This is a genomic window from Pararhizobium sp. A13 (assembly GCF_040126305.1).
GTDB lineage: Bacteria > Pseudomonadota > Alphaproteobacteria > Rhizobiales > Rhizobiaceae > Pararhizobium.
The window spans coordinates 3,659,744-3,682,114 of the sequence record NZ_CP149510.1; the positions used below are offsets into that span (position 1 = coordinate 3,659,744).

A 22,371-nucleotide genomic window follows, 5' to 3' on the forward strand; every position below is an offset into this window, starting at 1 on the left:
GTATCCTGGCCGGGCAAGTGAGGTAAAGGCCTGGTCGCTCGTCAAACAGGCACAATGGTCGCGAGTATCCATCCCCGGGCGGATGGTGTGCATGACATCGAGTGGCATAAAGGGAGGCAACCGCCGCGTCATTTCGATGCGTAACCGGCAGATTGCGATCTCCAGGAATTTCTCCCGTGCATGACCAGCGAGGGGCCGTTCACAAGATGCCAGAACAGTCGAAGACCATACATCCTGCACCGGGCCGCCGAACGGTTTCCGGCTTCCTGCCGCATCTGCCTTTGCCGGGAGCCATTTCCGACAACCACGTCGCCATCGCCGACATGGCAGACGCCTTCGGCGTCACGCATCGCACGTTGCATTTCTACGAGGAGAAGGGCCTGCTGACCGCCGATAGAATGGGGCCGATGCGGGTCTACGGCCTTGAGGACATCCGGCGGATGACCATCATCAACGCCTGCCGCGAGATCGACATGCCGATCGCCGAAATTCAGGACCTCATGCAGGCGCTGACGGCTTGCGAAAGTCAGGATGACGCCGCGCAGATATTCGAAAATGCGCTCAATGCCCGCAAGCGGGAACTGGCAGCCCAGCAATCGATCCTGCGGCGCCAGATGCAGCGGGTCAGCGAACTCCTGGAATCGGCCGCGGATGGCGATTCCAGCGGGCGTGCCGCCGTTACACCTGTCCATCTGTCGCCGATCGAAGCGAAGTGTCTTGCCTTCATGGCCGAAGGTTATCCGGCAAACCGCATCGCGAACCTGATGGACATGGACCTGACCGCTGTACTGACGCTTGAATCCGACATCATCCGCAAATTCAACGGCCACCACCGCTTTCAGGCGGTCGCCAAGGCGGTGCTAATGGGCTTCGTCGCCGCCGAGTGACCGTCAGCGCACGATCGTCAGGGTTTCGGCAGCCCGCGTGATCGCGGTATAGAGCCAGCGCTCGCGTGTATCGCGGAAGGCCCAGCTCTCGTCGAACAGCACGACGTCGTTCCATTGCGAGCCTTGAGCCTTGTGCACCGTCAGCGCATAGCCGTAGTCGAATTCATCGTAGCGCTTGCGCGTCGACCACGGAATTTCCCCTTCGACATCCTCGAAGGCGGTCTTCAACAGCTTGATCTTGGCGGCACCCCGATCCATGTCGTCGTCTTCCGGGCGGATCATCAGATTGATGCCGGGCTTCACTGTCTCCTTGGACGAGGTCATCACCTGCCAGAGCGAGCCATTGAGCAGCCCCTTGGCCGGGTCGTTGCGCAGGCAGACGAGCTTGTCGCCGGACTGCGGATAGTCGGTCGTAAATCCCTTCAATTCCCGCAGGCGCATATTGTAGCGCCGCCGTGTCTTGTTGGTGCCGACCAGCACCTGGTCGGCCTCGAGCACCAGGCTCTGCGTCACCTCGTTCTTCGAAATCACCTTGGCCGTCGTGCCGTAGTCGCCATGCATGATCTCCTTGCCCTCGCGCACATGCATGGCAAGCTGGATGATCGGATTGTCGCGCGCCTGGCGGTGAATGTCCGTCAGCAGGTAATCCGGCTCCTCGTTGGTAAAGTAGCCGCCGCCGGACACGGGCGGAAGCTGGCCGGGGTCGCCAAGCACCAGGATCGGCGTTCCGAAACTCATCAGATCCTTGCCGAGCGCCTCGTCGACCATCGAGCACTCGTCGACGATGATCAATGCCGCCTTGGCGACGGGCGACTGCCGGTTGATGGCAAACATCGGCGCGATCGAGGTCTTGCCGGTCTCCTCGTCGGAGACCTCCTCCTCGCCGCGTGGCCGATAAATCAGAGAATGGATCGTCCTGGCGTTGGTCGCCCCCTTGGAGCGCAGCACCTGTGCGGCCTTGCCGGTGAAGGCGGCAAACAGCACATCGCCATCCACGTGCTCGGCGAAATGGCGCGCAAGCGTGGTCTTGCCCGTCCCGGCATAGCCGAACAGCCGGAAGAGCGGCGAGCGCCCTTCCTTCAGCCAGCGTGAAACGGCCTTGAGGGCCTCATCCTGTTGCGGTGCGAATTCCATCGTCGATCTATTGCCCGATTCGGGCGGGCCTGTCGCCCGGCTTGCACCTGAAGCCTCTGCCGGCACCCCGCCCGCGCGTTCAAAAAATTCGGACGTGTAGCGAAACACCGCAAGAAACTGCCACACGCCGCGCATATCGCAAGGATACCGCCCATGATAATAATCCCCTCCGAGCCGCCTCCCAAGCGCTGCCTGTTCTGAATTCCGAAAGTGCCGATGTGAGACCTGATCCTGCCGAAGACCCGTCCGCACCCGTAACGTCGGGTATCGGCCGCTGGCATGCCGCATTGCAATGGGGTCTGCTGCTCCTTCTCTCGGCCATTCTTGCCGGCTGTCTTGAACTCACCGGCATTCCCGCAGCTCTCCTGATGGGCCCCATGGTGGCCGGCGCCGTCGTCGGCATGAACGGCGGCACGATCCGCCTGCCGCGGCCGGCGCTTCTTTGTGGCCAGGCGCTGATCGGCACGATGATCGCCGAGACCATAAGCCCCGGCATTCTGGTCACCTTCTTCGCCAACTGGCCGCTGTTCCTCGCCATCGTCGCCGCTGTCATCGCGATGAGCACGCTGAGCGGCTTCGTGATGAGCCGACTGAAGATCCTGCCGGGAACAACGGCGATCTGGGGCTCCTCGGCGGGTGCGGCGACATCGATGCTGGTCATGGCCGACGCCTACGGCGCCGACATCCGGCTCGTCGCCTTCATGCAATATCTGCGCGTCGTCTTCGTCGCCGCTGCCGCCTCGCTGGTCGCGCGGTACTGGGCGGAGGTCGACGCGGCCGGACAGGAGATCATCTGGTTCGGGCCGATCCATCTGATACCCTTCCTCGAAACGCTTGCCGTTGCCATTGTCGGCGGTTTTCTCGGCAAATGGCTGCGCGTCCCGGCCGGCGTCTTCCTCCTGCCCTTCCTGCTCGGTTCCGTTCTTAGCGCCTCAGGCATGCTGACGATCGAAATTCCCGAATGGCTGCTTGCCATCAGCTATGCCATGCTCGGCTGGAACATCGGCCTCGGCTTTACCCGGCCGATCCTCGCGCATGCCCGCCGCGCGCTGCTACCGACGATCATCTCCATCCTCGTGCTGATGAGCTTTTCGGGACTGCTCGCATTCATCCTCGTAGAGACGGTCGGGATCGATCCGCTGACAGCCTATCTTGCCACCAGCCCCGGCGGCATGGATTCGATCGCCATCATCGCCGCTTCCAGCAAGGTCGACGTGCCTTTCGTCATGGCGCTGCAGACGGCGCGGCTGCTGCTCGTCATGGCCGTCGGCCCGTCGCTCGCACGGTTTGTCGCTTCAAAGGCCACACCGCCGCGATAAGTTTTTCCGAAATGGCGGGAATAAGAAGCGGCCCGGATGTGTCTTACGTTTGAACCGACTCAAAAAGGGCGGTTCGTTCGGAACGATTTTAGAGAGGACACATCCGATGAGATTTCTGCCGCTCGTTACTGCCTTTTCCATCGTGGCGGCCACCTCCGCCTTTGCCGCTCCGCCGGTCCAGACCGTCGAAACCGACAAGGGCAAGGTCATCGCCGCGGAAAACGGCATGACGCTCTACACCTACAAGAAGGATGAAAAGGGCGAATCCTATTGCTTTGATAAATGCGCCACCAACTGGCCACCCTATCTCGGCGGTGCATCCGCCAAGGCCGAAGGCGACTACACGCTCGTTGATCGCAAGGACGGCAAGAAACAATGGGCGCTCAAGGGCATGCCGCTCTACTTCTGGATCAAGGACGCGAAAAAGGGCGACGCCACCGGTGACGGCGTAGGAAAGGTCTGGGATGCCGCACGCCCCTGATGAGGGTTCTCGCGTGAGGGGGGCAAGCCCCCCTAACGCGGAGACGTTTGAAAACCAGGTCCTGTCGTTGGTGCCGTCGCTGCGCCGCTATTCCCGCAGCCTTGCCAAGTCCGACAGTGACGGCGAAGACCTTTTGCAGGATTGCGTCGAGAAGGTTCTTGTCCGCCGCGGCCAGTGGCGCGGCATCAACCTGCGTGCCTGGGCTTTTACGATCATGACCAATCTCTACCGCGACCGCCACCGCCGCCTCATCCAGCATCCATCCGTCGAACTGGACGATACGCTGGGTCTGACGGCGGAGGATGTTTCCGGCGATCCGCTGGAAAAAACGCGGCTGCAGCAGGCGCTGAACGCGCTGACGCCGGACTATCGCGCCGTACTGATGCTCGTGGTTGTCGAGGGATATGCCTATCAGGACGTCGCCGACATGCTGTCGATCCCGATCGGCACCGTTATGTCGCGCCTGTCACGGGCACGCCGGCAGATGGCCGCGCACCTTGCTGAGGACAATATTGTTACGCTGCGGAGACCGAAATGACAGACGAACACACCCCGGTCACCGAAGCCGACCTGCATGCCTTCGTCGATGGACGTCTCGACGATGACCGCCGGCGTCGGGTCGAACTCTTCCTGAAAGACCATCCGCAAGAAGCCGCCGAGGTTCAGCAATGGCAGGCGCAGGCCAAGGACCTGAAGGCTGCGTTTTCCAGCTATGCCCGTTTCGGCGAGAACGATCGCACCCTCCTGAATTCCAAGACGCAACCCGCGACGTTGGCATCCTTCCGGCGCGGCGCCGGCCTGCTTGCCGCATCGCTGCTGCTCTTCCTGTCCGGTGCCGCTGCGGGCATCTACGCCGACAGATTCTACGCGGGAAGCCCGCCGGTCGAGACCGCCTCGGCACTCGAAAGCCTTCCGGGCCAGTCGAAAACGGCATTTCTCGTCTATGCCAGCGAAAAGCGTCATCCGGTCGAGGTCGGCGCCGACGAAGAGGCCCATCTGGTCGCCTGGCTCGGCAAACGCCTCGACTACAAACTCGTCGCGCCCGATCTCCGGTCCCAGGGTTTCTCGCTTGTCGGCGGCAGGCTTGTGCCCGTCAATGGCAGGGCCGGCGCGATGCTGATGTATCAGGACGCCGCTGGGCAACGGCTCACGGTCCTTCTCGGCAAGAACCCGGAAAACGGCGAAACCAGTTTCAGATTCGAATCCTCGGGGTCCGTTGAGACATTCTACTGGATCGACGGCGAGATCGGCTACGCGGTCACCGGCGAAGTCACCCGCGCAAAACTGCAGGCGATCGCGGAGGAATGCTACCGGCAGTTCGAGAGCTAATCGCTCAAACAAAACGGCGTGTTCCCCAAAGTGCCGCGTTTCTTCAGCGAAACAACTTCAAGATCTGTGCGGCTGGGGCATTTTCCTGAGGCAAGCTTGCCATTCGAGCGACTGTCGCCTCCAGGATCTTTTGGTCGCTGATATCGCTGATGACACCGTACCATCGTTCCAAGTGACCCCTTGAATTGAAAAAAGGCTTTGCCCGGCTCAACACCCAACGCCATTCGCCGTCGTTCCATTTTATACGGAATTCGGTTGAAAACGGCTGTTGAGACGGGAGCCATGCGAGCCATTCCTGCCTTACCCTCGCCCTGTCTTGTTCGTGCATTCGCGCATACCAGTCAGTAATTCTATCAGCCATCGCGCTTGCTTCGCCAGCCCCGAGCGCCGGACTCATGTAGTCCACTTCACCTGATGGCTTCGCCGCCCATGCGACATTCGGACTAAGCTCCACGGAACGACGGAAGTGTTCCTCGTCTGCCTTCAGTGCGACCTGTGCCGCTTTGCGTTGCGTAATGTCGATTGCAGCGATTGACAATCCAATCGCATCACCCACGTCGTCGCAAACGCATTGGCAGGAGATGAGATAAGAGCGCCCCGATGCCCTGTCGCTGTATTCGTGGGATTTGATTGAACGTTCGTCTATGACGCGCTGAAGCAGACGAGTCATTGCCATCTTGTGACGCGCAGGCAATTTCTCCGATACAGGATGGCCGACTATGTCGGCTGCCGGCAGACCAAGAATTTGCGCCAGCCGGTCGTTGACGCTGACGTATCTGAGATCGAGATCTGCGAATCCAAGCGCGATTGGCGCGTCTTTGTACAATGCTTCCAACTGATGGAATCTTTGCAAGGGCGAAACGCACGTCGATTTCCTCGGCATGCCTCCAGCGTGGGACGGAAACGATCTGACGATTTCCGGCGCGGGCGCTGGTTTGCCAAATAGCCAGCCTTGAGCGATGTCACATCCCAGGCGCCGGAGGATGGTGGCTTGTTGCTCGGTTTCTACACCCTCTGCAACAATCGTCATCCCTAGACTTTGGCCGAGTCCGATGACAGAGGCCACAATCTTACGACTGCCTGGGTCGGTTTCCATCGTCTGGACGAAACTGGCATCGATCTTAAGCGTCTCAAACGGAAACGCATGGAGCCTGGTTAGACTGGCAAACCCTGTTCCGAAATCGTCCAGTGCGACGGCTATTCCCACAGATTTGAACCGCTGGACGGTCGTAAGAGCAACCCCGTCATCGCCGATCAAGGCGCTTTCGGTCATCTCGATATGGACGCGTCGCAAAGGAAATCCTGTCGGTTCGATAACCGCAATGACGAAATCGAAAAGATCCGGATCGCGAAATTGAATCGGCGAGAGATTGAATGCAAGGATCGGTTCACCGGGAAATTGAAGAGCCTCAGTGCATCCCTTGCTAAGAATTTGCCGCGTAAGCGGCCCGATTAAGCCGTACCGTTCAGCAGCCGGAATGAATTGGACAGGACCAATCGCTGGCAAAGCGGGGTCGACCCATCGCGCCAGAACCTCGAAACCGACGACCGACTCGTTCGATAGATCCACAAGCGGCTGAAACGCGGGTTCGAACCGGCTGTGGCGAAGAGCATCTTTTAGTTTAGCTAAGGGTACAATTTGCGTCAGGGCTCGTTCCCTCAGAGTGGATTTTAGGCGGCGTTACAATAGATCACCCTACATTAGCGGCGAATGTCTTCATTTTTATTTAAACACGGCAGTATTTACCCGGCGATGAGTACGATACCGGGCATGAGCGGCGTCGGAACAAGAACTGTTCCAGCGCTTCATGGTCTCATGCCGGCGAAGCTCTCGCCAATGGCCGTGAATGCCTCGCCTCATCGCCATCGGCATGGGCGCGATCGGCGTTTGAAAACAGACTTTAGCGGTAGGGAAAAGGCAGGATACAGAAGCACCCTGCCTTCCCGCTCAGGCTGCCCGCTTTTTCAACTCCGGCAGAATCTTCTCAAGCCGGTCGTAGCTTGCGGCGACGCCCGATTCCATCGGCGACTTCAGGACGGCATCGCGGGCGGCGGCGGACGAATAGAGGATCGCCGTGGTCACCGTCGTTTTCCCGGCCGTCTCCGCGAAGCTTGTCGTCACATCCGCCTCGCCACCCGTCCAGTCCTGGTCGAAAAGCTCGGTATGGGCGATGCGCCTCGGTGCCTCGATCTCGCGGTAGGTACCGCCCATGCCCATGTCGACACCATCGGAATTCCGGCGCCAGACGTAGCGGAAGCGTCCGCCGACCCGCAGGTCGATCTCGCAGACCGGCATTTCCCAGCCATCCGGACCCTTCAGCCAGCGCTTGACCAGTTCCGGCTTGGTGAAGGCGTCAAAGACCAGTTGGCTCGGCGCATCGAACGACCGTGTCATGACGATGCAGCGCTCGCCATCGGCGGTGATTGTCAAAGCCTGTGTCATGTATCCTCATCTCCGTGCGTTGCGACGCCCGGTTGAATGGCCTTCATTTCGTCCAGCAAGGCGTCGAGGCGCTGGAACTGGCCCTCCCAGAAATGACGATAGTTTTCGAGCCACGCCGTCGCTTCCGACAACGGCTTGGCCTCCAGCCGGCATGGCCGGCGCTGCGCTTCGCGGCCGCGCGAAATCAGGCCGGCGCCTTCCAGCACCTTCAGATGCTTGGAAATCGCCGGCTGGCTTATCGAAAACGGCGCTGCAAGCTCCAGCACCGAAGCCTCGCCGGAAGCCAGGCGCGCGAGAATGGCCCGGCGCGTCGGGTCGGCAAGAGCCGCAAACGTCATGTCCAATTGATGGGTCGCCTGCATTTCAATAACCAATCAGTTCTAAAACTACTTGGTTATATATAAATGCAAAGTCAGCACTTTGGCAAGCCCGCTTTGTGCGAGTTACTTGCTGCAACATGTTGCTGATTGAACGGGGAAAATTCGCCTCAGCGGGCCGGGTCGTTTTCCAGAAGGATCGGCTGGCCGTGCGGCGTCGCTTCCGCCGCTCTCTGCCAGCTTCGCGTCAGTTGGTCGAGCTGTGACTCTGACGCGATCGACAACTCCGTCACCAGGCGCGACAGGGCCGCAACCCAGCAGTCGAAATAATCGCTGCCATCCGCCTGGCGGCCCGGCCTGTAAAGCTCCTGCGACAGCACCTCGGCCCACTCGCTCCAGGAAAACACGCCCTTCTCATGCAGGCGCACGGTCATGGCGAAGGCTTCGGCCTGCCATGGCTCAGCAAAGACCGGATCGCCTTCCGGCGACTTCGGCAGTTGCGGCGAACCCGCCAGAAGGTTTGAAGGTTCATGCGCGTTCAAGATAGCTCTCCCAGGCATCGATCGAAACCGTCAGCGACGGATCGGCGCCCTCGCCCCAGATTTCGCCGGCGTCGAAGACAACCGTATACACCCATTGCGGGTTCTCGCCCTTTCCGTGCGCATTGTCGTCGGGAAAGACGAACGAGCCCTGCACCGCCTCGACGAGGCCCGTTTTCGCGCGCGCATAGCGCGGCAACCGCGTATGGGTCTCGGGATTGAAGTTCCTGGTCCGCACTTGCTGGCCGACCGCGAATACCGGGGCATGAGCCACGGGCCGGTCACACGGACCGCCCTTGGCCAATACGCCCGGCACCATATCCTCCGTCAAAATCCGCTTCGGTTTCCGGCCCTTTTCCAACATTTGGCCTTGCGCCAGTTCCTCCGCAGAGACGAAACCATGCCGTTTCAGCAGCGTTTTCAGCGCCCGTATCCAGATTTCATAATAGCTGGCAGAGAGATAGGTCGCCGGCGGCAGGCTTTCGCGGGCATGTCTGCTTTCGTCGATCGTCCAGGCACCGAAGGCGCCGCAGGAGAGCGTCAGCCCGAGCGCACGCTTTTCCCATTCGGCATGAAAATAGGGCTCGTCCTTTTCCGGCGCGACCGGGCCGAGACCATGCTGCCCACCAAGGTCCTGCGCGCCGTTCATTGGGTGTCTCCCACTTGTTTCGCGAGACCCGTTCCGATCATCGAATCGCGCGTCACCAGATCGGCAAGCGCCTCCTGATCGAGCCCTTCCGTTCCCTCCGGCCGCTCCGGAATGACGATGTAACGCAGCTCTGCCGTCGAATCCCAGACGCGGATTTTCTTTGTTTCATGCAGGGTTAGCCCAAATTCCTCAAGTACGCCGCGTGGATTGATCACTGCGCGTGAACGATAAGGCGGCGCCTTGTACCAGACTGGCGGGAGGCCAAGCACCGCCCAAGGGTAACACGAGCATAGCGTGCAGACCACAAGGTTGTGCGTCTCCGGGGTGTTGAACACCGCCCGCATATGTTCGCCCTGCCGACCGGTATAATCGAGGCTGGCGATCGCCGCCGTCGCGTCGCGGGCCAGCCAATCGGCAAAATCGGGCTCACTCCAGGCCTTGGCAACGACACGGGCACCGTTGCGTGGGCCGACCTTCGTTTCGTAAGTCTCGACGATCGCGTCGATCGCCGCCGGGTCGATCAGCCCCTTCTGCGTCAGCACCGTCTCCAGCGCCTTTACCCGCGCCTGCATATCGGAAAAATGGTTGTCGTGATGGTCGTGGTCGTCGTGATCGTGCATGGCGTCCTCGGATGTCATTGGCTGGTTTCTGTGCTCAGTGCGACGGGCGGCAGTCTCTTGCCCATATCTCCACGCAATAGATTTTCGAAAGCGATAGGCTCCAGCTTTCCCGGTTGCTCGAACGGGTTGGAAAAGGCAAAAATGAAGAAGAGAACGACACCCGAATAGGCACCGAAAATCGACAATAGAAACATGTGGGTCCGGGTCGGACGATAGACATAGAACGGTATTGAAAGCAGGCATAGCCCGATCAGTGCCGGTGCCCAGAACATCCCTCCAAACCCTCCCGCGGCGGTTTCTTCCCGGATCTGGCGGAAACGCGCGATAGAGGTCGCCCGATCACGCATCCTGTTGCTCAAATAACGTTGGGGGTCCGTCTCCGGCGTAAGCTCGAGCAGACGATCATAAACGTCGTTCCACTGTACCCACGCTTTGGGGGACAGGCCCTGACGAGCCCCGAGCATGTCCCACTCCTCGCCGACAACGGTCGCCACGTAATTGGCCAGGTCATGCTGAATCGGCGCCACCTCCGCCCCGCCGTATCGCCCAATATCGTTGTAGACATCCGATATCGCCACCGCTTCTTCCATCAGGTTGTTGCGAATACCCTTGTAGTCGTCGAGTTCCTGGGCATAGACCAGAGCCAGGATAAGGCCGTGCAAGGCGGCGATACGCACGGCGACGGTCGCCGCCGCATCATGGGTTCGATCGCCTTCCAGGCCAGGATTGAGCAATGTCCGGGCCAGGAAATAGCAGAAAAAGACGATCGCAAGCGCCCCGGAAACGAAAGCGAAGCCGACGACGATCGAGGTAATAAGGCCCCCCGGCATGCTCAAAATCCCCATCTGCCCAGAATTCGGCGGCGGTTCACCGGCTAGCGCAGCATCGGCCAAAGGCTAACGACGAGCAAGACCGCCATTGTGATATTGAACCATTTCAGCCGGCCCGGATCGGACAGCCATTGCTTCAGCGCCGAGCCGAAACCGGCCCAGGTCGAGACGCTCGGCACGTTGACGATTGCAAAGACGATGCCGACCCATATCACGCTGGCGAGATAGCTTTGCTGGCTCGTATAGGTCGCCATCGCGGTAACGGCCATGACCCAGGCCTTCGGGTTGATCCACTGGAAGGCGGCCGCCTGCAGGAAGGTCATCGGCACGGCATTGCTTTTCCCCTCGGAAAGGCTCCGCGACGTCCCGATTTTCCAGGCGATCCACACGAGATAGGCGCCGCCTGCGAATTTCAGCACGGTATAGAGCAGAGGCACGGAATGCAGGAGCGCACCAAGGCCGAGACCGACGGCGATCAACAGCGAGAGGAAGCCGGCGCCGATGCCGAACATATGTGGGATGGTGCGGGCAAAGCCGAAATTCACCCCCGATGCGAACAGCATCATGTTGTTCGGCCCCGGCGTGATCGATGTCGTAAAAGCAAAGAGAAACAACGCCAGAAACGTGTCGGCCTGCATGGAACCCTCCCGAAATTTTAGGTCAATCTAGCTGACCTATCGATGCAGGCCACCCGAAACTTGTCACGGTGACAAGAAGCGGGAACAATCAGCGGTGCAGTTTTGACACACGGTCTTTGCGCGGCCACGATACGCCTTAAATGAGACATCGACCGTTCATACGACTGGGCCGACCTGCAAGCCAAAGAGGATTCCGATGCACGACGCCATTCCGACCACCCCCTTTCCCAACGGCAGGACTGTTCCCGTCATCGGCCAGGGCACATGGCATATGGGCGAGCGCAAGGCGAGTGCCGCCGAGGAGGCCAGGAGCCTGCGGCATGGCCTCGATCTCGGCATGACGCTGATCGACACGGCAGAAATGTATGCGGATGGCGGCGCCGAACGGGTCGTGTCTGAGGCGATCAAGGGCCGGCGCGGCGACGCCTTCGTCGTCAGCAAGATTCTGCCCACCAATGCGAGCCGCGACGGTACAATCAAAGCCTGCGAGGCGAGCCTGAAACGGCTCGGCACCGACCATATCGACCTCTATCTGCTGCACTGGCGCGGCCGCTACCGGCTTTCTGAAACGGTGGAAGCCTTCGAGACGCTGCGGCAGGCGGGCAAGATCGGCGCCTGGGGCGTCTCCAATTTCGATTCCGACGACATGGAGGAACTGTTCGCCGTGCCGGACGGCGGCAAGGTCGCCACCAATCAGGTGCTTTACAACCTCAACCGCCGCGGCATCGAATACGATCTCCTGAAGGACAGCCTGGCCCGCGGCATCCCGGTCATGGCCTATTCACCGCTCGACGAAGGTCGGCTCCTGCGCCACCCGGACCTCATCCACATCGCCAAGGCGCACCAGGCGACTGTCGCGCAGATCGCGCTTGCCTTCCTCATCCGCAATCCTGGTGTCATCGTCATCCCGAAGACCGGGATGCCGGAACGCGTGCGGGAAAACCGGGCGACTGTGGAGGTCCATCTGACGGCGGACGACCTAGCGATGCTCGACAAGGCTTTCCCGCCGCCTCAGCGAAAAATGCCGCTGGAGATGATTTGAGCGTGGCGAAGCAAAGCTCCGCATTCTTGTTGCGATTGCTGATGTTTGCCATAGTCGGGGCGACAGCAGGCGCCACTCTTGCCGTAGATGAATCCAACTCCAAGGAAGTGTCGCTAAAATATTGGATTTCCTTCAGAAACGTCACGCCTATTCTGTCAGGAAAGACATGTCATCTCGACAGAAAATGCACCATCTACCAAGATGCCGATAGAGATCGCGGCTTTATCATCAGCATCACCATTTCCGGCGAACCTAGACAGGAATCGTATGCGGAGATTGATTGCGAAAAGGAATGCTTTTTCCACAATATGAAGCACCGGATCGTGGTTTCCGGCACGCCCTCGACCAAGGTGACCTTCTATACAGGCGACCTACCCAGAGGGCTTGAAATGACAGTCAACGAATATATCGGGCAGTTCAGATTGTTGTTCACGGCTCCCGGAATGAAAACTACAGCGCCGGCGGCCGATGGCATAGAACTTTAAGGAATGGGACGCCGGACCTTGACGGTGACCGGCGCCCCGCTTTTCTTACATTCCCTGCGGGCCGCGGTTCATCGCAGCGATGCCGGTGCGGCAGACTTCGATGACGCCAAGCGGCTTCATGATGGCGATGAACTGGTCGATCTTCGACGACTTGCCAGTGATCTCCAGGATGAAGTGCTCGAGCGTCGCGTCGATCACCTTGGCATGGAAGGCGTCGGCAAGGCGCAGCGTCTCCGCCCGGCTCTCGCCGTGCCCACTGACCTTCACCAGCGCCACTTCGCGCTCAATCGGCCGGTCGTGGCCGAGTTCGGCGGCCCTTACCGTCAGGTCGACGACGCGGTGAACCGGCACGATGCGCTCCAGTTGTGCCTTGATCTGCTCCAGCACATGCGGCGTGCCGCGCGTGACGATGGTGATGCGCGAGAGGTGCGTCTGATGTTCGGTTTCCGAGACGGTCAGGCTCTCGATATTGTAGCCCCGGCCGGAAAACAGGCCGATGACGCGGGCGAGAACGCCCGGCTCGTTATCGACGAGAACCGAAAGCGTGTGGTTTTCCGCCTTCTCGGTTTCCTTGGCGATGAAATAGGCCGAGCCGGTCGGCTGAAGATGTGCGTTCATGATCTTGTCCTTTTCCTATTCATCAAACCAGCGCGCGGCCCTTGGCATCGATCGCGTTGGCGACCGCCTCGTCCGTTGCCTCGTCCGGCAAAAGCATCTCGTTATGCGCCTTGCCCGAAGGGATCATCGGGAAGCAGTTGGCGAGATTGGCCACGCGGCAGTCGAAGATCACCGGCGCCGGGCTGTCGATCATCTGCTGGATCGCAGCGTCGAGGTCGCCCGGTTTTTCACAGCGGATGCCGACGCCGCCATAGGCTTCCGCCAGCTTGACGAAATCGGGCATGGCTTCGGTATAGGAATTCGACAGGCGGTTGCCATGCAGCAGCTGCTGCCACTGGCGCACCATGCCCATGTACTGGTTGTTCAGGATGAAGATCTTGACCGGCAGGTTATACTGCACGGCACAGGACATTTCCTGGATGCACATCTGGATCGAGGCGTCGCCGGCGATGTCGATGACGAGGCTCTCCGGATGCGCGACCTGCACGCCGACCGCCGCCGGGAAGCCGTAGCCCATCGTGCCGAGGCCGCCCGAGGTCATCCAGCGATTCGGATGTTCGAAACCGTAGAACTGCGCCGCCCACATCTGGTGCTGGCCGACTTCGGTGGTGATGTAGGTATCGCGGTGCTTGGTCAGTTCATAGAGCCGCTGGATGGCGTATTGCGGCATAATGACGTCGTCGCTCGGCTTGTAGGCGAGCGAATTGCGCGCACGCCAGCGGGCAATGCTGGTCCACCAGTCTTCAAGACGACTCTTGTCCGCCTCCTTGGCGGTGGACGCGCGCCACAGGCGAACCATGTCCTCCAGAACGGAGCCGACGTCGCCGAGGATCGGTACGTCGACACGAACATTCTTGTTGATCGACGACGGGTCGATGTCGATATGGATTTTCTTCGAGTTCGGCGAGAAGGCATTGAGGCGGCCGGTGATACGGTCGTCGAAGCGGGCGCCGATGCAGACCATGACGTCGCAATCATGCATCGCCATGTTGGCCTCATAAGTGCCGTGCATACCCAGCATGCCGAGCCAGTTCTTGCCGGAAGCCGGATAAGCGCCGAGCCCCATCAGCGTCGAGGTGATCGGAAAGCCCGTCAACTCCACCAGTTCACGGAGCAGATGCGACGCTTCCAGACCGGAGTTGACGACGCCGCCGCCGGAATAGATGACGGGGCGGCGAGCGCCCTTCATCAGTTCGATGGCCTGCTCGATGCGGCGCATGTCGCCCTGCACCTTCGGCTGATAGCTGTGCTGGACCTTGGCGGCCGATGGCGGCGTATAGGTGCCGGTGGCGAACTGGACGTCCTTGGGAATATCGACGACGACTGGCCCCGGACGACCGGACTGGGCGATGCGGAAGGCTTCGTGGATGATGCCGGCCAGTTGGTTGACGTCCTTGACCAGCCAGTTGTGCTTGGTGCAGGGCCGCGTGATACCAACGGTATCGCATTCCTGGAAGGCGTCCGAGCCGATCAGCGATGTCGGAACCTGGCCGGTCAGGCAGACGAGCGGAATCGAGTCCATCAGCGCATCCTGCAACGGCGTGACGGCATTGGTCGCACCCGGACCGGAGGTCACCAGCATGACGCCGACCTTGCCGGTCGAGCGGGCATAGCCTTCGGCCATGTGACCAGCGCCCTGCTCGTGGCGCACCAGGATGTGCTGGATATCGTCCTGCTGGAAGATTTCGTCATAGATTGGCAAGACGGCGCCGCCAGGATAGCCGAAAATATGCTGCACGCCATTGTCCCTCAGTGCCTGAAGAACAATTTCCGCCCCTGTCATCTGGTTGCCCTGCGTCTGGTTGCCCTGCGTCTGGTTGTCTGTGCCGCTCATTGGCCTGTTTCCGTCCATGTTTCGCGATTTTGGCTGTGAGTATCGTGTTTGGAGGCATAAAAAAAGGCCCTGTGAGGGCCTCGTGTTTGCGCATGGGTGGCTATCGCCGGATGGTTAAACCATCCTGCCCATGCGCCGTCCCACCACAAGAATTGCAACGATCTTTTTCATGGGGCGCAGTGATAACCAGAAATGCAGACCCCGTCAACGCCTTTCCCGAAAACAACCGGCGCGGGTCCAAAACGGCACAAACTGGCCCAAGCCCAAGAAACAACTTGTTAAATCCCTTCCCGTAATATGACAAACTCTTGGGTAGAGGTTTCGTATTGCTGAACAGCGATCTTCATTCATCGATCAGTGCTGGAGAACAGGATCGGCGCGATACCCTGAAACGGGGCAATCGCTTCCTTGGCCGCGTCGTTGCGTGCAGCGGTTCGCGGGCAACGATTGCTGCTCTGGCGGAAAACGGTGAGACCGCGCTGACCGAATTATGGTCCGTCGGCAGGCTGATCTCGATCAGTGTCGGCGAGAACCGCGTCGTCGCCCTCGTCTATTCCATGCAGACCGCTACCAACGAATGGGGCGAGGAACTCGACAATACCTTCCGCATCGAAGTCGAACTGATGGGCGAAGTCCATGTCGGCCCGACCGGCCGCGAGGAATTTTCCGCCGGCATCAGCCAATATCCCTATCTCGGCGCCATTGCCCACCGCATTCGCTCGGCCGACCTTGCCCGCATCTACGACACCGGTAAGAACGAAAATTGCGTTATCGGCCAGTTGACCCAGGATGAGAGCCTCGACGCCACCATTCACGTACCCTCAATGCTCTCGAAGCATTTTGCCATCGTCGGCACAACCGGCGTCGGCAAGTCGACGGCCGTCAGCTTGCTGCTGCGCAAGGCAATCGCGGCGGATCCGAAACTGCGTGTGCTTATTCTCGATCCGCACAACGAATTCGCGGCTGCCTTTCCCGATATCGCTGTCGTCATCGATACCGATAATCTCGATCTGCCTTTCTGGCTGATGAAGCTCGAGGAGTTCGCCGAAGTCATTTTTCGCGGCCGGCCGGCCATCCCGGAAGAACTCGACATCCTTCGGGATGTCATTCCGGAAGCGAAAAAGGCATTCAAGGGCTCGGCGGAATCCGGTCTTGCACGCCGGACCAGCGAAAAAAGCTCGATCACCGCCGACACCCCTGTCCCCTACCGCATGGCCGATCTTTTGGCACTGATCGACGAGCGCATCGGGCGGCTGGAAGGGCGCAACGAGAAGCCGCATCTGCGCTCGCTCAAGGTCAAGGTGATCGGCGCGATCAACGACCCGCGCTATAATTTCATGTTCTCGTCGAACACCATCACCGACACGATCCTCGAGACGATCGCCAAGATCTTCCGCATTCCGGGAGACGGCAGGCCGGTGACGACGTTCCAGTTGGCCGGCATCCCCTCGGAAGTCGTCAATTCGGTCGCCTCCGTGCTTTGCCGCATGGCGTTCGAAATCGGCCTCTGGAGCAATGGCGGTGTCCATATGCTCGTCGTCTGCGAGGAGGCACACCGCTACGTCCCGGCCGATATCAGCCTTGGCTTCGTTCCGACCCGCCAGGCCATTGCCCGCATCGCCAAGGAAGGTCGTAAGTACGGCGTCTCGCTCGGCATCATTACACAGCGTCCCGGCGAACTCGATCCGACCATCCTGTCACAATGTTCGACCGTCTTTGCCATGCGCCTGTCCAATGATCGCGACCAGGACATCATCCGCTCGGCCATCCCGAACTCGTCGATTTCGACGACCAGCTTCATCTCGTCGATCGGCAATGGCGAAGCCATCGCCTTCGGCGAGGCGGTGGCGGTGCCGATGCGTATGCGCTTTACCCGCGTCGACGAAAGGAACCTGCCGAAAGCCAATGGCGTCGGCGTCAAGGCAACGGACGAAACCCCCGACACCGTCGATCTGCGCTCCGTGGTGGCACGGATGCGCGCCCTGAACGGCCCCGACATTTCCGGTTTCCAGCAGGCCTATTCCGCCAGCATGGGCGCGCTTGCGCAAGACAGCGCGCCCATCGATGACGACTTCGCTGACGAGCAGGAAGCCGGCGGCATCGGGATGGTCCCGAGAAGCGACGGCGACGCGCCGGCTATCGAACCATACAACCCGGCCATGCTGCCGCGGGCGGAGCCGGTCAACCCACAACTCGATCGTTTCAACCAGATCCGCAATCAGTTGCTCTCGGAAGACCTTCCGGCCCAGCCGAAGCCGGAGCCTTACCGGGCGCCTGCGCCGCGCGTCACCCCAAGCTTTGCCCAACCCGGATCGGACCAGCCCCGGCCATCCCTGCGCGAAAGCCTCTTGAAGAAACCGTTGAGCAGCATCATCCGCAAGTAGATCATCCCCGGTTTGGCCGCGTCGTCACCTAGAAGCGCCACAGGGTCTCACGAACCCGCGTCCAGATCCCAGCGCAGCCAGCTCTCGTCCAGTTGATTGCGAAACCACGTCATCTGCCGCTTGGCATATTGGCGCGTCGCAGCGGAGGCGGTTTCAATCACCTCGGCCCTCGTCATCGTCCCGGCCAGCATGGCGGCAATCTGCGGCACGCCGATCGCCTTCATCGCCGGCATCTCGGCCGTTAGATCAAGGGACAGCAACGCCTCAACCTCCTCGACGGCGCCGCCATCCAGCATCTGGGCAAAGCGCCGGTCGATCCGTTGGCGCAGTCCGTCACGTTCCGGCAGGACGACGACCTTGAGCGCTTTTTCCGGATCGATGGCAACCAGGCCCTGCTGCGCTTGGAAGACCCGGATCGACTGCCCCGTGGCCTCGAAGATTTCCAAAGCCCGGGCAATGCGCTGGCCATCGCCCGGCCGCAGGGTCTCGGCGGTTTCCGGGTCCCTTTGCGAAAGGACGGCGTGCAGCGCCTCAGCCCCCTCTTCCTGCAGGCGCTTACGGACATCGCCGCGTATGGCGATGGGAACCGAGGGCATATCGGACAAGCCACCGGTCAGCGCCTTGAAATAAAGCCCGGTGCCGCCGACGAAGACCGGAATGCGCCCCTCGCCGCGCACGGCCTGCAAGAGCTTGACCGCATCGCGAAACCATTCGCCGGTGGAATAGAGCTGCGACGCCGGAACATGGCCGTAAAGATGATGCGGAATGCCCTGCATTTCCTGTTCGAACGGCCGCGCCGTCAGCACATGCAACGTGTCGTAAACCTGCATGCTGTCGGCATTGATGACCACACCATCGTGCCGCTTGGCCATCTCCATGGCGAAAGCGGACTTGCCGCTGGCGGTCGGCCCGGTTATCAGGATCGCGTCCTGTCCAATCTCAAGGTTTTTCATCATGGCCTTCGTTGCCACGCTTGTTGCCAATCCGTCAAATCCCGTTCTGACACCGGCGCTCGCCGAAGAGGCCGCCGCCGCCGTCGATGCCTCCGGCCTTTACTGGCTCGCCGACGGTATCGCCTGTGACATCGCGCTGAAGGATGGTGCCAATCCCGATTGGCAGGAAGCGCTGCTGCGTGGCGTCGTCGGCGATGCGCCGGTCGATGTCGTCGTGCAGGATGCCGAGACGCGCCGCAAGAAGCTTCTGATTGCCGACATGGATTCGACCATGATCGGCCAGGAATGCATCGACGAGCTTGCCGCCGAAGTTGGCCTCAAGGACAAGGTCGCGGCCATTACGGCGCGGGCCATGAACGGCGAGATCGCCTTCGAACCGGCACTGATCGAGCGTGTCGCCCTGCTCAAGGGCCTGCCGGTCACCGTCGTCGGCGATGTCATTGCCAAGCGCATCACGCTTACATCAGGCGGTAAGGAACTCATTGCGACGATGAAGGCCAAGGGCTACTACACCGCTCTCGTCTCGGGCGGCTTCACAGTCTTCACCGGCCCGATCGCCGAAACACTCGGCTTCCACGAGAACCGCGCCAACATCCTCCTCGAAGAGGGCGGCTGTCTGACCGGCACTGTTGCCGAGCCTATCCTCGGTAAACAGGCCAAAGTCGATGCGCTCGTCGATATCTCCACCAGGCTTGGCATCTCGACGGCTGAAGCGCTCGCCGTTGGCGACGGCGCCAACGATCTCGGCATGCTGCATCTCGCCGGCGCCGGCGTCGCGCTGCACGCCAAGCCCGTCGTCTCCTCGCAGGTGAAAATCCGCATCGACCACGCCGACCTCACCGCCCTCCTCTACATCCAGGGCTACAGGAAAACGGATTTCGTTTTATGATCGTTCTGGAAACAAAGCGCCTGCGCATCCGCAACTGGCTGGAGACAGACAGGCCGCTCTTTGCCGAAATCAACGCCGACCCAAAGGTCATGGAATTCTTTCCGCGCCAACGCTCGCGCCAGGAATCCGATGCCCTGATGGACGAAGTCCAGCGCCGGATCAGTGAAACCGGCCTGGGCTTTTTCGCACTGGCGCTCAAAGAAACGGATGAGCCGATCGGATTTCTCGGGCTGGCGCGCACGGACCTTGAGCCGTTCCTGCCAAACGGCACAGTCGAAATCGGCTGGCGGCTGGCCATTCGTTTCTGGCGGCAGGGTTACGCGACGGAAGCGTCGGAAGCGATGCTGCGGCATGGCTTCGAAAAGCACGGCCTTGGGGAAATCGTCTCCTTTGCGGTGGCAAACAACACGCGCTCGACGGCGGTGATGCAACGCATCGGCATGCGGCGAGACCCGGCGCGTGACTTCGAACATCCGCGCGTGCCGGACACGGCGCCGCAACTCAAGCATCATGTACTCTATGCCATCAGCCGAAAAGAATGGCTGGCGCGATAAAGGCGGACCTTTCAGCCCGCCTTCCAATTTCTTCCGCGATCACTACTGCAGAACTCCTCCGCGTCATATCGGACGCGCGGCGCTGCGGACCCGAGCCTATTCCATCCGCACGGTGACGAACCGCAACTCGCCCGTCTTGTTGGCAATCATCAGGAGCGCGTTGCGCCGTCCGTCGGCCTTCAGTTCCTCGACCCGCGCCGACACGTCCTCCGGCGTCTTCATAGCCTCCTGGCCGATCTCGACGATCACGTCGCCCGGCGCGATCCGCCGTTCCGCCGCGGCCGACTGCGGCTGCACCTCGGCAATGACGACACCCTCGACATCCTCGGAAATGCCATAGGTCTTGCGGCTTTCCGCATCGAGAACCGAGAGCTTCATTCCGAGCACCATGTCGGAAGCTGGCAGTTCAGCCGCCGGCGGCTCAGCCTGGTCCGTTCCTTCCTGGGCTTGCGGGGTCTGATCCGCCTCTGCGCCCGCGAGATTTTCGCCATCCTCAAGACGGCCGAGCGTCACCTTGACTGTCATCTCCTTGCCGTCGCGAATGATGACGACATCGACGGCCTTGCCGACCGCGCTTTCGGCGACGGCACGCGGCAGGTCGCGCATTTCGACAACGTCGCGTCCGTCGAACTTGACGATCACGTCGCCCGTCCTGATCGTGCCGCCATCAACCGGGCCGCCCTTGATGATGCCGGCAATAAGCGCGCCTTTCGGCGTCTCCATCTTCAGGCTTTCGGCAATTTCGTCCGTCACCGGCTGAATACGCACGCCGAGCCAGCCCCGATGGGTCTCGCCGAATTCCCTGAGCTGGTTGATGACGTTCTGTGCCAGTTCCGTCGGAACGGAAAATCCGATGCCGATCGAGCCGCCGCTCGGAGAAATGATCGCCGTATTGATGCCGATCACCTCGCCCCTCATGTTGAACAGCGGACCGCCGGAATTGCCCTTGTTGATCGCCGCGTCCGTCTGGATGAAGTTATCATAGGGGCCGGCGTTGATGTTGCGGCCGCGGGCTGAAATGATCCCGACCGTCACCGTGCCCCCAAGCCCGAAGGGGTTGCCGATCGCCATCACCCAGTCGCCGATGCGCATCTGGCGGGAATCGCCGAACGGAACGGCGGTCAGCGGTTTCTTCGGCTCCACCTTCAACAGCGCAAGATCGGTTTTCGTGTCGGTACCGATCAGCTTTGCCTTGAGCTTGGTGCCATTGGCGAAATTGACCTCGATGTCGTCGGCGCCCTCAATCACATGATTGTTGGTGACGATGAAGCCAGTGGGGTCGATGACGAAACCGGAGCCCAGCGAATTGACGGTGCGCTGGCGGTTGCCGCCTTCGCCGCCCTGGCCCTTGAAGAACTCGTCGAAGAAGTCCTGGAATGGCGAGCCTTCCGGCACCTGCGGCATCGGCGCCTGGTCATCGTTCTTCACATTCTGCGAGGTCGATATGTTGACGACGGCATCTAGCAGCCCGGCCGCGAGGTCGGCAACCGAATCCGGACCATGCTGCGTCGCCACCGGCGCCTTTGTCTGGGCTGCGGCGATGGAAGGCAGCGACACGGAATTCATCATGAGCGCGGCGCCTGCCGCCAGCGTTGCGGTGCGGAAGAAGGAAGCGCGGATGGACAAGCCCATGGGGTCCTCTCGATTAGGGATGGCACGCCGGAGAAAGACGGACCGGCAGGAAATCGTTTCGTCGTGCCGGCGCCGCGGCTGCGGGATCGTGTCTCCGCCAGTCTTTTCTACCGCGCAATGTGGCCTAGAATCTGTTTGAAGATAAGGCGGATTTGGGACGCGTCCAGTCATCTTTTCGTTAGCGAGGAAAAGGACGATCTGGCGCAGACCCTGCTCAACTCATGATCTCGTGACCGTGGGCCTTCAACGCCGCTACGGCCTTGTCGAGGTCCGAGCCGATGATGAACACATAGTCAGTGCTGAAGGTCGAATTGGCGAAGATGCCGACGCCCGCATCCGACAAGGGGTTCAGCACGGAGGCGAGTACGCCCGGAACCTCGAAGGTGAAATGCTGCTCGATGCGCAGACAGCGCCAGCCGCCGGATGACTGGACGTTGGAGGGAATACGGGTGGCACGACAGACCAGCGTCATCTCCTCGCGCGAACTCGATACGGTCCAGAACCCCGGCCCCATCAGCCATTCCGGCAGCGGCGTTCCGATGTTGAGCCTCGTGATCGCATATTCGGCGTCCACCAGGCGGATCAGCAGTTTATGGGTCATTTTCTATCCTCGAACCATCCAGACAAGTGCCACGCCGATGGCAACGGAGACAAGTCCGAACAGCCGCAACTGTTGCTCCGGAATATGGGGCAATCGTTTCGCCATTTCCACCAAAACCAAAGGGGCCAGTGCGTACACCAGCCCCTCGATGATCAGGAAAAATGCAATTCCTGTCAGAAAATCACTCATTGCG

The 22,371-nt window shown here is 60.6% G+C and carries 25 protein-coding genes; 10 read left to right on the forward strand and 15 right to left on the reverse strand.

The features are described 5' to 3' along the window. Nucleotides 1-176 precede the first annotated feature (176 nt). The gene (locus WI754_RS18000; RefSeq protein WP_349434820.1) at nucleotides 177-887 is read left to right on the forward strand and encodes a MerR family transcriptional regulator; all 711 of its coding nucleotides are present in this window, start codon (nucleotides 177-179) and stop codon (nucleotides 885-887) included. A gap of 3 nt (nucleotides 888-890) precedes the next feature. Here the strand turns inward: WI754_RS18000 and WI754_RS18005 are convergent, their stop codons facing one another. After that, nucleotides 891-2,021: an ATP-dependent RecD-like DNA helicase gene (locus WI754_RS18005; protein WP_349434821.1), complete on the reverse strand. Its 1,131-nt coding sequence runs from the start codon at nucleotides 2,019-2,021 to the stop codon at nucleotides 891-893. Nucleotides 2,022-2,239: 218 nt separating this feature from the next. On the opposite strand from WI754_RS18005, the gene WI754_RS18010 reads away from it, so the two are divergent. From WI754_RS18010 to WI754_RS18025, 4 genes are all read left to right on the forward strand, one after another. Beyond that, nucleotides 2,240-3,340, forward strand: coding sequence for an AbrB family transcriptional regulator (locus WI754_RS18010; RefSeq protein ID WP_349434822.1), 1,101 nt, complete (start codon nucleotides 2,240-2,242; stop codon nucleotides 3,338-3,340). Between the two features lie 106 nt (nucleotides 3,341-3,446). Beyond that, a complete protein-coding gene (locus WI754_RS18015; RefSeq protein WP_349434823.1) occupies nucleotides 3,447-3,821 on the forward strand; it encodes a hypothetical protein in 375 nt (124 codons plus the stop codon). Further along, complete coding sequence (locus WI754_RS18020) at nucleotides 3,805-4,359, forward strand: RNA polymerase sigma factor (protein ID WP_349434824.1); 555 nt, start codon at nucleotides 3,805-3,807, stop codon at nucleotides 4,357-4,359. Before WI754_RS18015 ends, WI754_RS18020 begins: the two co-directional genes overlap by 17 nt. Further along, a complete protein-coding gene (locus WI754_RS18025) occupies nucleotides 4,356-5,150 on the forward strand; it encodes an anti-sigma factor (protein WP_349434825.1) in 795 nt (264 codons plus the stop codon). The genes WI754_RS18020 and WI754_RS18025 overlap by 4 nt, the downstream gene beginning before the upstream one ends. Before the next feature lie 43 nt (nucleotides 5,151-5,193). On the opposite strand, the gene WI754_RS18030 is transcribed toward WI754_RS18025, so the two are convergent. The 8 genes from WI754_RS18030 to WI754_RS18065 all read right to left on the reverse strand — a co-directional run bounded on the left by WI754_RS18030 (nucleotide 5,194) and on the right by WI754_RS18065 (nucleotide 11,186). Further along, nucleotides 5,194-6,720 (reverse strand): EAL domain-containing protein, encoded by a 1,527-nt coding sequence (locus WI754_RS18030; protein ID WP_349434826.1) that lies wholly within the window; start codon nucleotides 6,718-6,720, stop codon nucleotides 5,194-5,196. Nucleotides 6,721-7,098: 378 nt separating this feature from the next. Then, nucleotides 7,099-7,593, reverse strand: a complete 495-nt coding sequence (locus WI754_RS18035; protein ID WP_349434827.1) for an SRPBCC family protein — start codon at nucleotides 7,591-7,593, stop codon at nucleotides 7,099-7,101. After that, nucleotides 7,590-7,955, reverse strand: coding sequence for a metalloregulator ArsR/SmtB family transcription factor (locus WI754_RS18040; RefSeq protein ID WP_349434828.1), 366 nt, complete (start codon nucleotides 7,953-7,955; stop codon nucleotides 7,590-7,592). Before WI754_RS18040 ends, WI754_RS18035 begins: the two co-directional genes overlap by 4 nt. A 125-nt stretch (nucleotides 7,956-8,080) precedes the next feature. Beyond that, nucleotides 8,081-8,452, reverse strand: a complete 372-nt coding sequence (locus WI754_RS18045) for a nitrile hydratase accessory protein (protein ID WP_349434829.1) — start codon at nucleotides 8,450-8,452, stop codon at nucleotides 8,081-8,083. Continuing rightward, entirely contained in the window at nucleotides 8,439-9,098 is a 660-nt protein-coding gene (gene nthB, locus WI754_RS18050) for a nitrile hydratase subunit beta (protein WP_349434830.1), read from the reverse strand. Before nthB ends, WI754_RS18045 begins: the two co-directional genes overlap by 14 nt. After that, on the reverse strand, nucleotides 9,095-9,718 hold the full coding sequence (nthA, locus tag WI754_RS18055; RefSeq protein WP_349437861.1) for a nitrile hydratase subunit alpha: 624 nt from the start codon (nucleotides 9,716-9,718) through the stop codon (nucleotides 9,095-9,097). The genes nthB and nthA overlap by 4 nt, the downstream gene beginning before the upstream one ends. Before the next feature lie 14 nt (nucleotides 9,719-9,732). Further along, entirely contained in the window at nucleotides 9,733-10,563 is an 831-nt protein-coding gene (locus WI754_RS18060; RefSeq protein ID WP_349434831.1) for a hypothetical protein, read from the reverse strand. Between the two features lie 29 nt (nucleotides 10,564-10,592). Beyond that, nucleotides 10,593-11,186 carry a LysE family translocator gene (locus WI754_RS18065; RefSeq protein ID WP_349434832.1) on the reverse strand — a complete coding sequence of 198 codons (594 nt, stop codon included), beginning with the start codon at nucleotides 11,184-11,186 and terminating at the stop codon, nucleotides 10,593-10,595. 196 nt (nucleotides 11,187-11,382) lie between these two features. Here WI754_RS18065 and WI754_RS18070 point away from each other — a divergent pair, with 196 nt between their 5' ends. Together WI754_RS18070 and WI754_RS18075 are read left to right on the forward strand one after the other, a co-directional pair. After that, nucleotides 11,383-12,228, forward strand: coding sequence for an aldo/keto reductase (locus WI754_RS18070; RefSeq protein ID WP_349434833.1), 846 nt, complete (start codon nucleotides 11,383-11,385; stop codon nucleotides 12,226-12,228). Continuing rightward, entirely contained in the window at nucleotides 12,225-12,713 is a 489-nt protein-coding gene (locus WI754_RS18075) for a hypothetical protein (protein ID WP_349434834.1), read from the forward strand. Before WI754_RS18070 ends, WI754_RS18075 begins: the two co-directional genes overlap by 4 nt. A gap of 45 nt (nucleotides 12,714-12,758) precedes the next feature. Here WI754_RS18075 and ilvN read toward each other — a convergent pair whose 3' ends face one another. Both ilvN and WI754_RS18085 read right to left on the reverse strand, forming a co-directional pair. After that, complete coding sequence (ilvN, locus tag WI754_RS18080; RefSeq protein ID WP_018324332.1) at nucleotides 12,759-13,331, reverse strand: acetolactate synthase small subunit; 573 nt, start codon at nucleotides 13,329-13,331, stop codon at nucleotides 12,759-12,761. A 22-nt stretch (nucleotides 13,332-13,353) separates the two neighbouring features. After that, the gene (locus WI754_RS18085) at nucleotides 13,354-15,165 is read right to left on the reverse strand and encodes an acetolactate synthase 3 large subunit (protein WP_349434835.1); all 1,812 of its coding nucleotides are present in this window, start codon (nucleotides 15,163-15,165) and stop codon (nucleotides 13,354-13,356) included. A 326-nt stretch (nucleotides 15,166-15,491) separates the two neighbouring features. Between WI754_RS18085 and WI754_RS18090 the strand changes: the two genes are divergently transcribed. Further along, nucleotides 15,492-17,549 (forward strand): DUF87 domain-containing protein, encoded by a 2,058-nt coding sequence (locus WI754_RS18090; RefSeq protein WP_349434836.1) that lies wholly within the window; start codon nucleotides 15,492-15,494, stop codon nucleotides 17,547-17,549. 47 nt (nucleotides 17,550-17,596) lie between these two features. Here the strand turns inward: WI754_RS18090 and miaA are convergent, their stop codons facing one another. After that, nucleotides 17,597-18,505, reverse strand: coding sequence for a tRNA (adenosine(37)-N6)-dimethylallyltransferase MiaA (gene miaA / locus WI754_RS18095; RefSeq protein WP_349434837.1), 909 nt, complete (start codon nucleotides 18,503-18,505; stop codon nucleotides 17,597-17,599). Here miaA and serB point away from each other — a divergent pair. Both serB and WI754_RS18105 read left to right on the forward strand, forming a co-directional pair. Next, nucleotides 18,504-19,391, forward strand: a complete 888-nt coding sequence (serB, locus tag WI754_RS18100; protein WP_349434838.1) for a phosphoserine phosphatase SerB — start codon at nucleotides 18,504-18,506, stop codon at nucleotides 19,389-19,391. The genes miaA and serB overlap by 2 nt on opposite strands. Then, nucleotides 19,388-19,945, forward strand: a complete 558-nt coding sequence (locus tag WI754_RS18105; protein ID WP_349434839.1) for a GNAT family N-acetyltransferase — start codon at nucleotides 19,388-19,390, stop codon at nucleotides 19,943-19,945. The genes serB and WI754_RS18105 overlap by 4 nt, the downstream gene beginning before the upstream one ends. 96 nt (nucleotides 19,946-20,041) lie before the next feature. Here WI754_RS18105 and WI754_RS18110 read toward each other — a convergent pair whose 3' ends face one another. From WI754_RS18110 to WI754_RS18120, 3 genes are all read right to left on the reverse strand, one after another. Then, the gene (locus WI754_RS18110; RefSeq protein WP_349434840.1) at nucleotides 20,042-21,577 is read right to left on the reverse strand and encodes a DegQ family serine endoprotease; all 1,536 of its coding nucleotides are present in this window, start codon (nucleotides 21,575-21,577) and stop codon (nucleotides 20,042-20,044) included. A 214-nt stretch (nucleotides 21,578-21,791) separates the two neighbouring features. Beyond that, on the reverse strand, nucleotides 21,792-22,178 hold the full coding sequence (locus WI754_RS18115) for an ACT domain-containing protein (protein WP_349434841.1): 387 nt from the start codon (nucleotides 22,176-22,178) through the stop codon (nucleotides 21,792-21,794). A 3-nt stretch (nucleotides 22,179-22,181) separates the two neighbouring features. Beyond that, the gene (locus tag WI754_RS18120; protein ID WP_018324324.1) at nucleotides 22,182-22,367 is read right to left on the reverse strand and encodes a DUF2065 domain-containing protein; all 186 of its coding nucleotides are present in this window, start codon (nucleotides 22,365-22,367) and stop codon (nucleotides 22,182-22,184) included. Nucleotides 22,368-22,371: the final 4 nt, after the last annotated feature.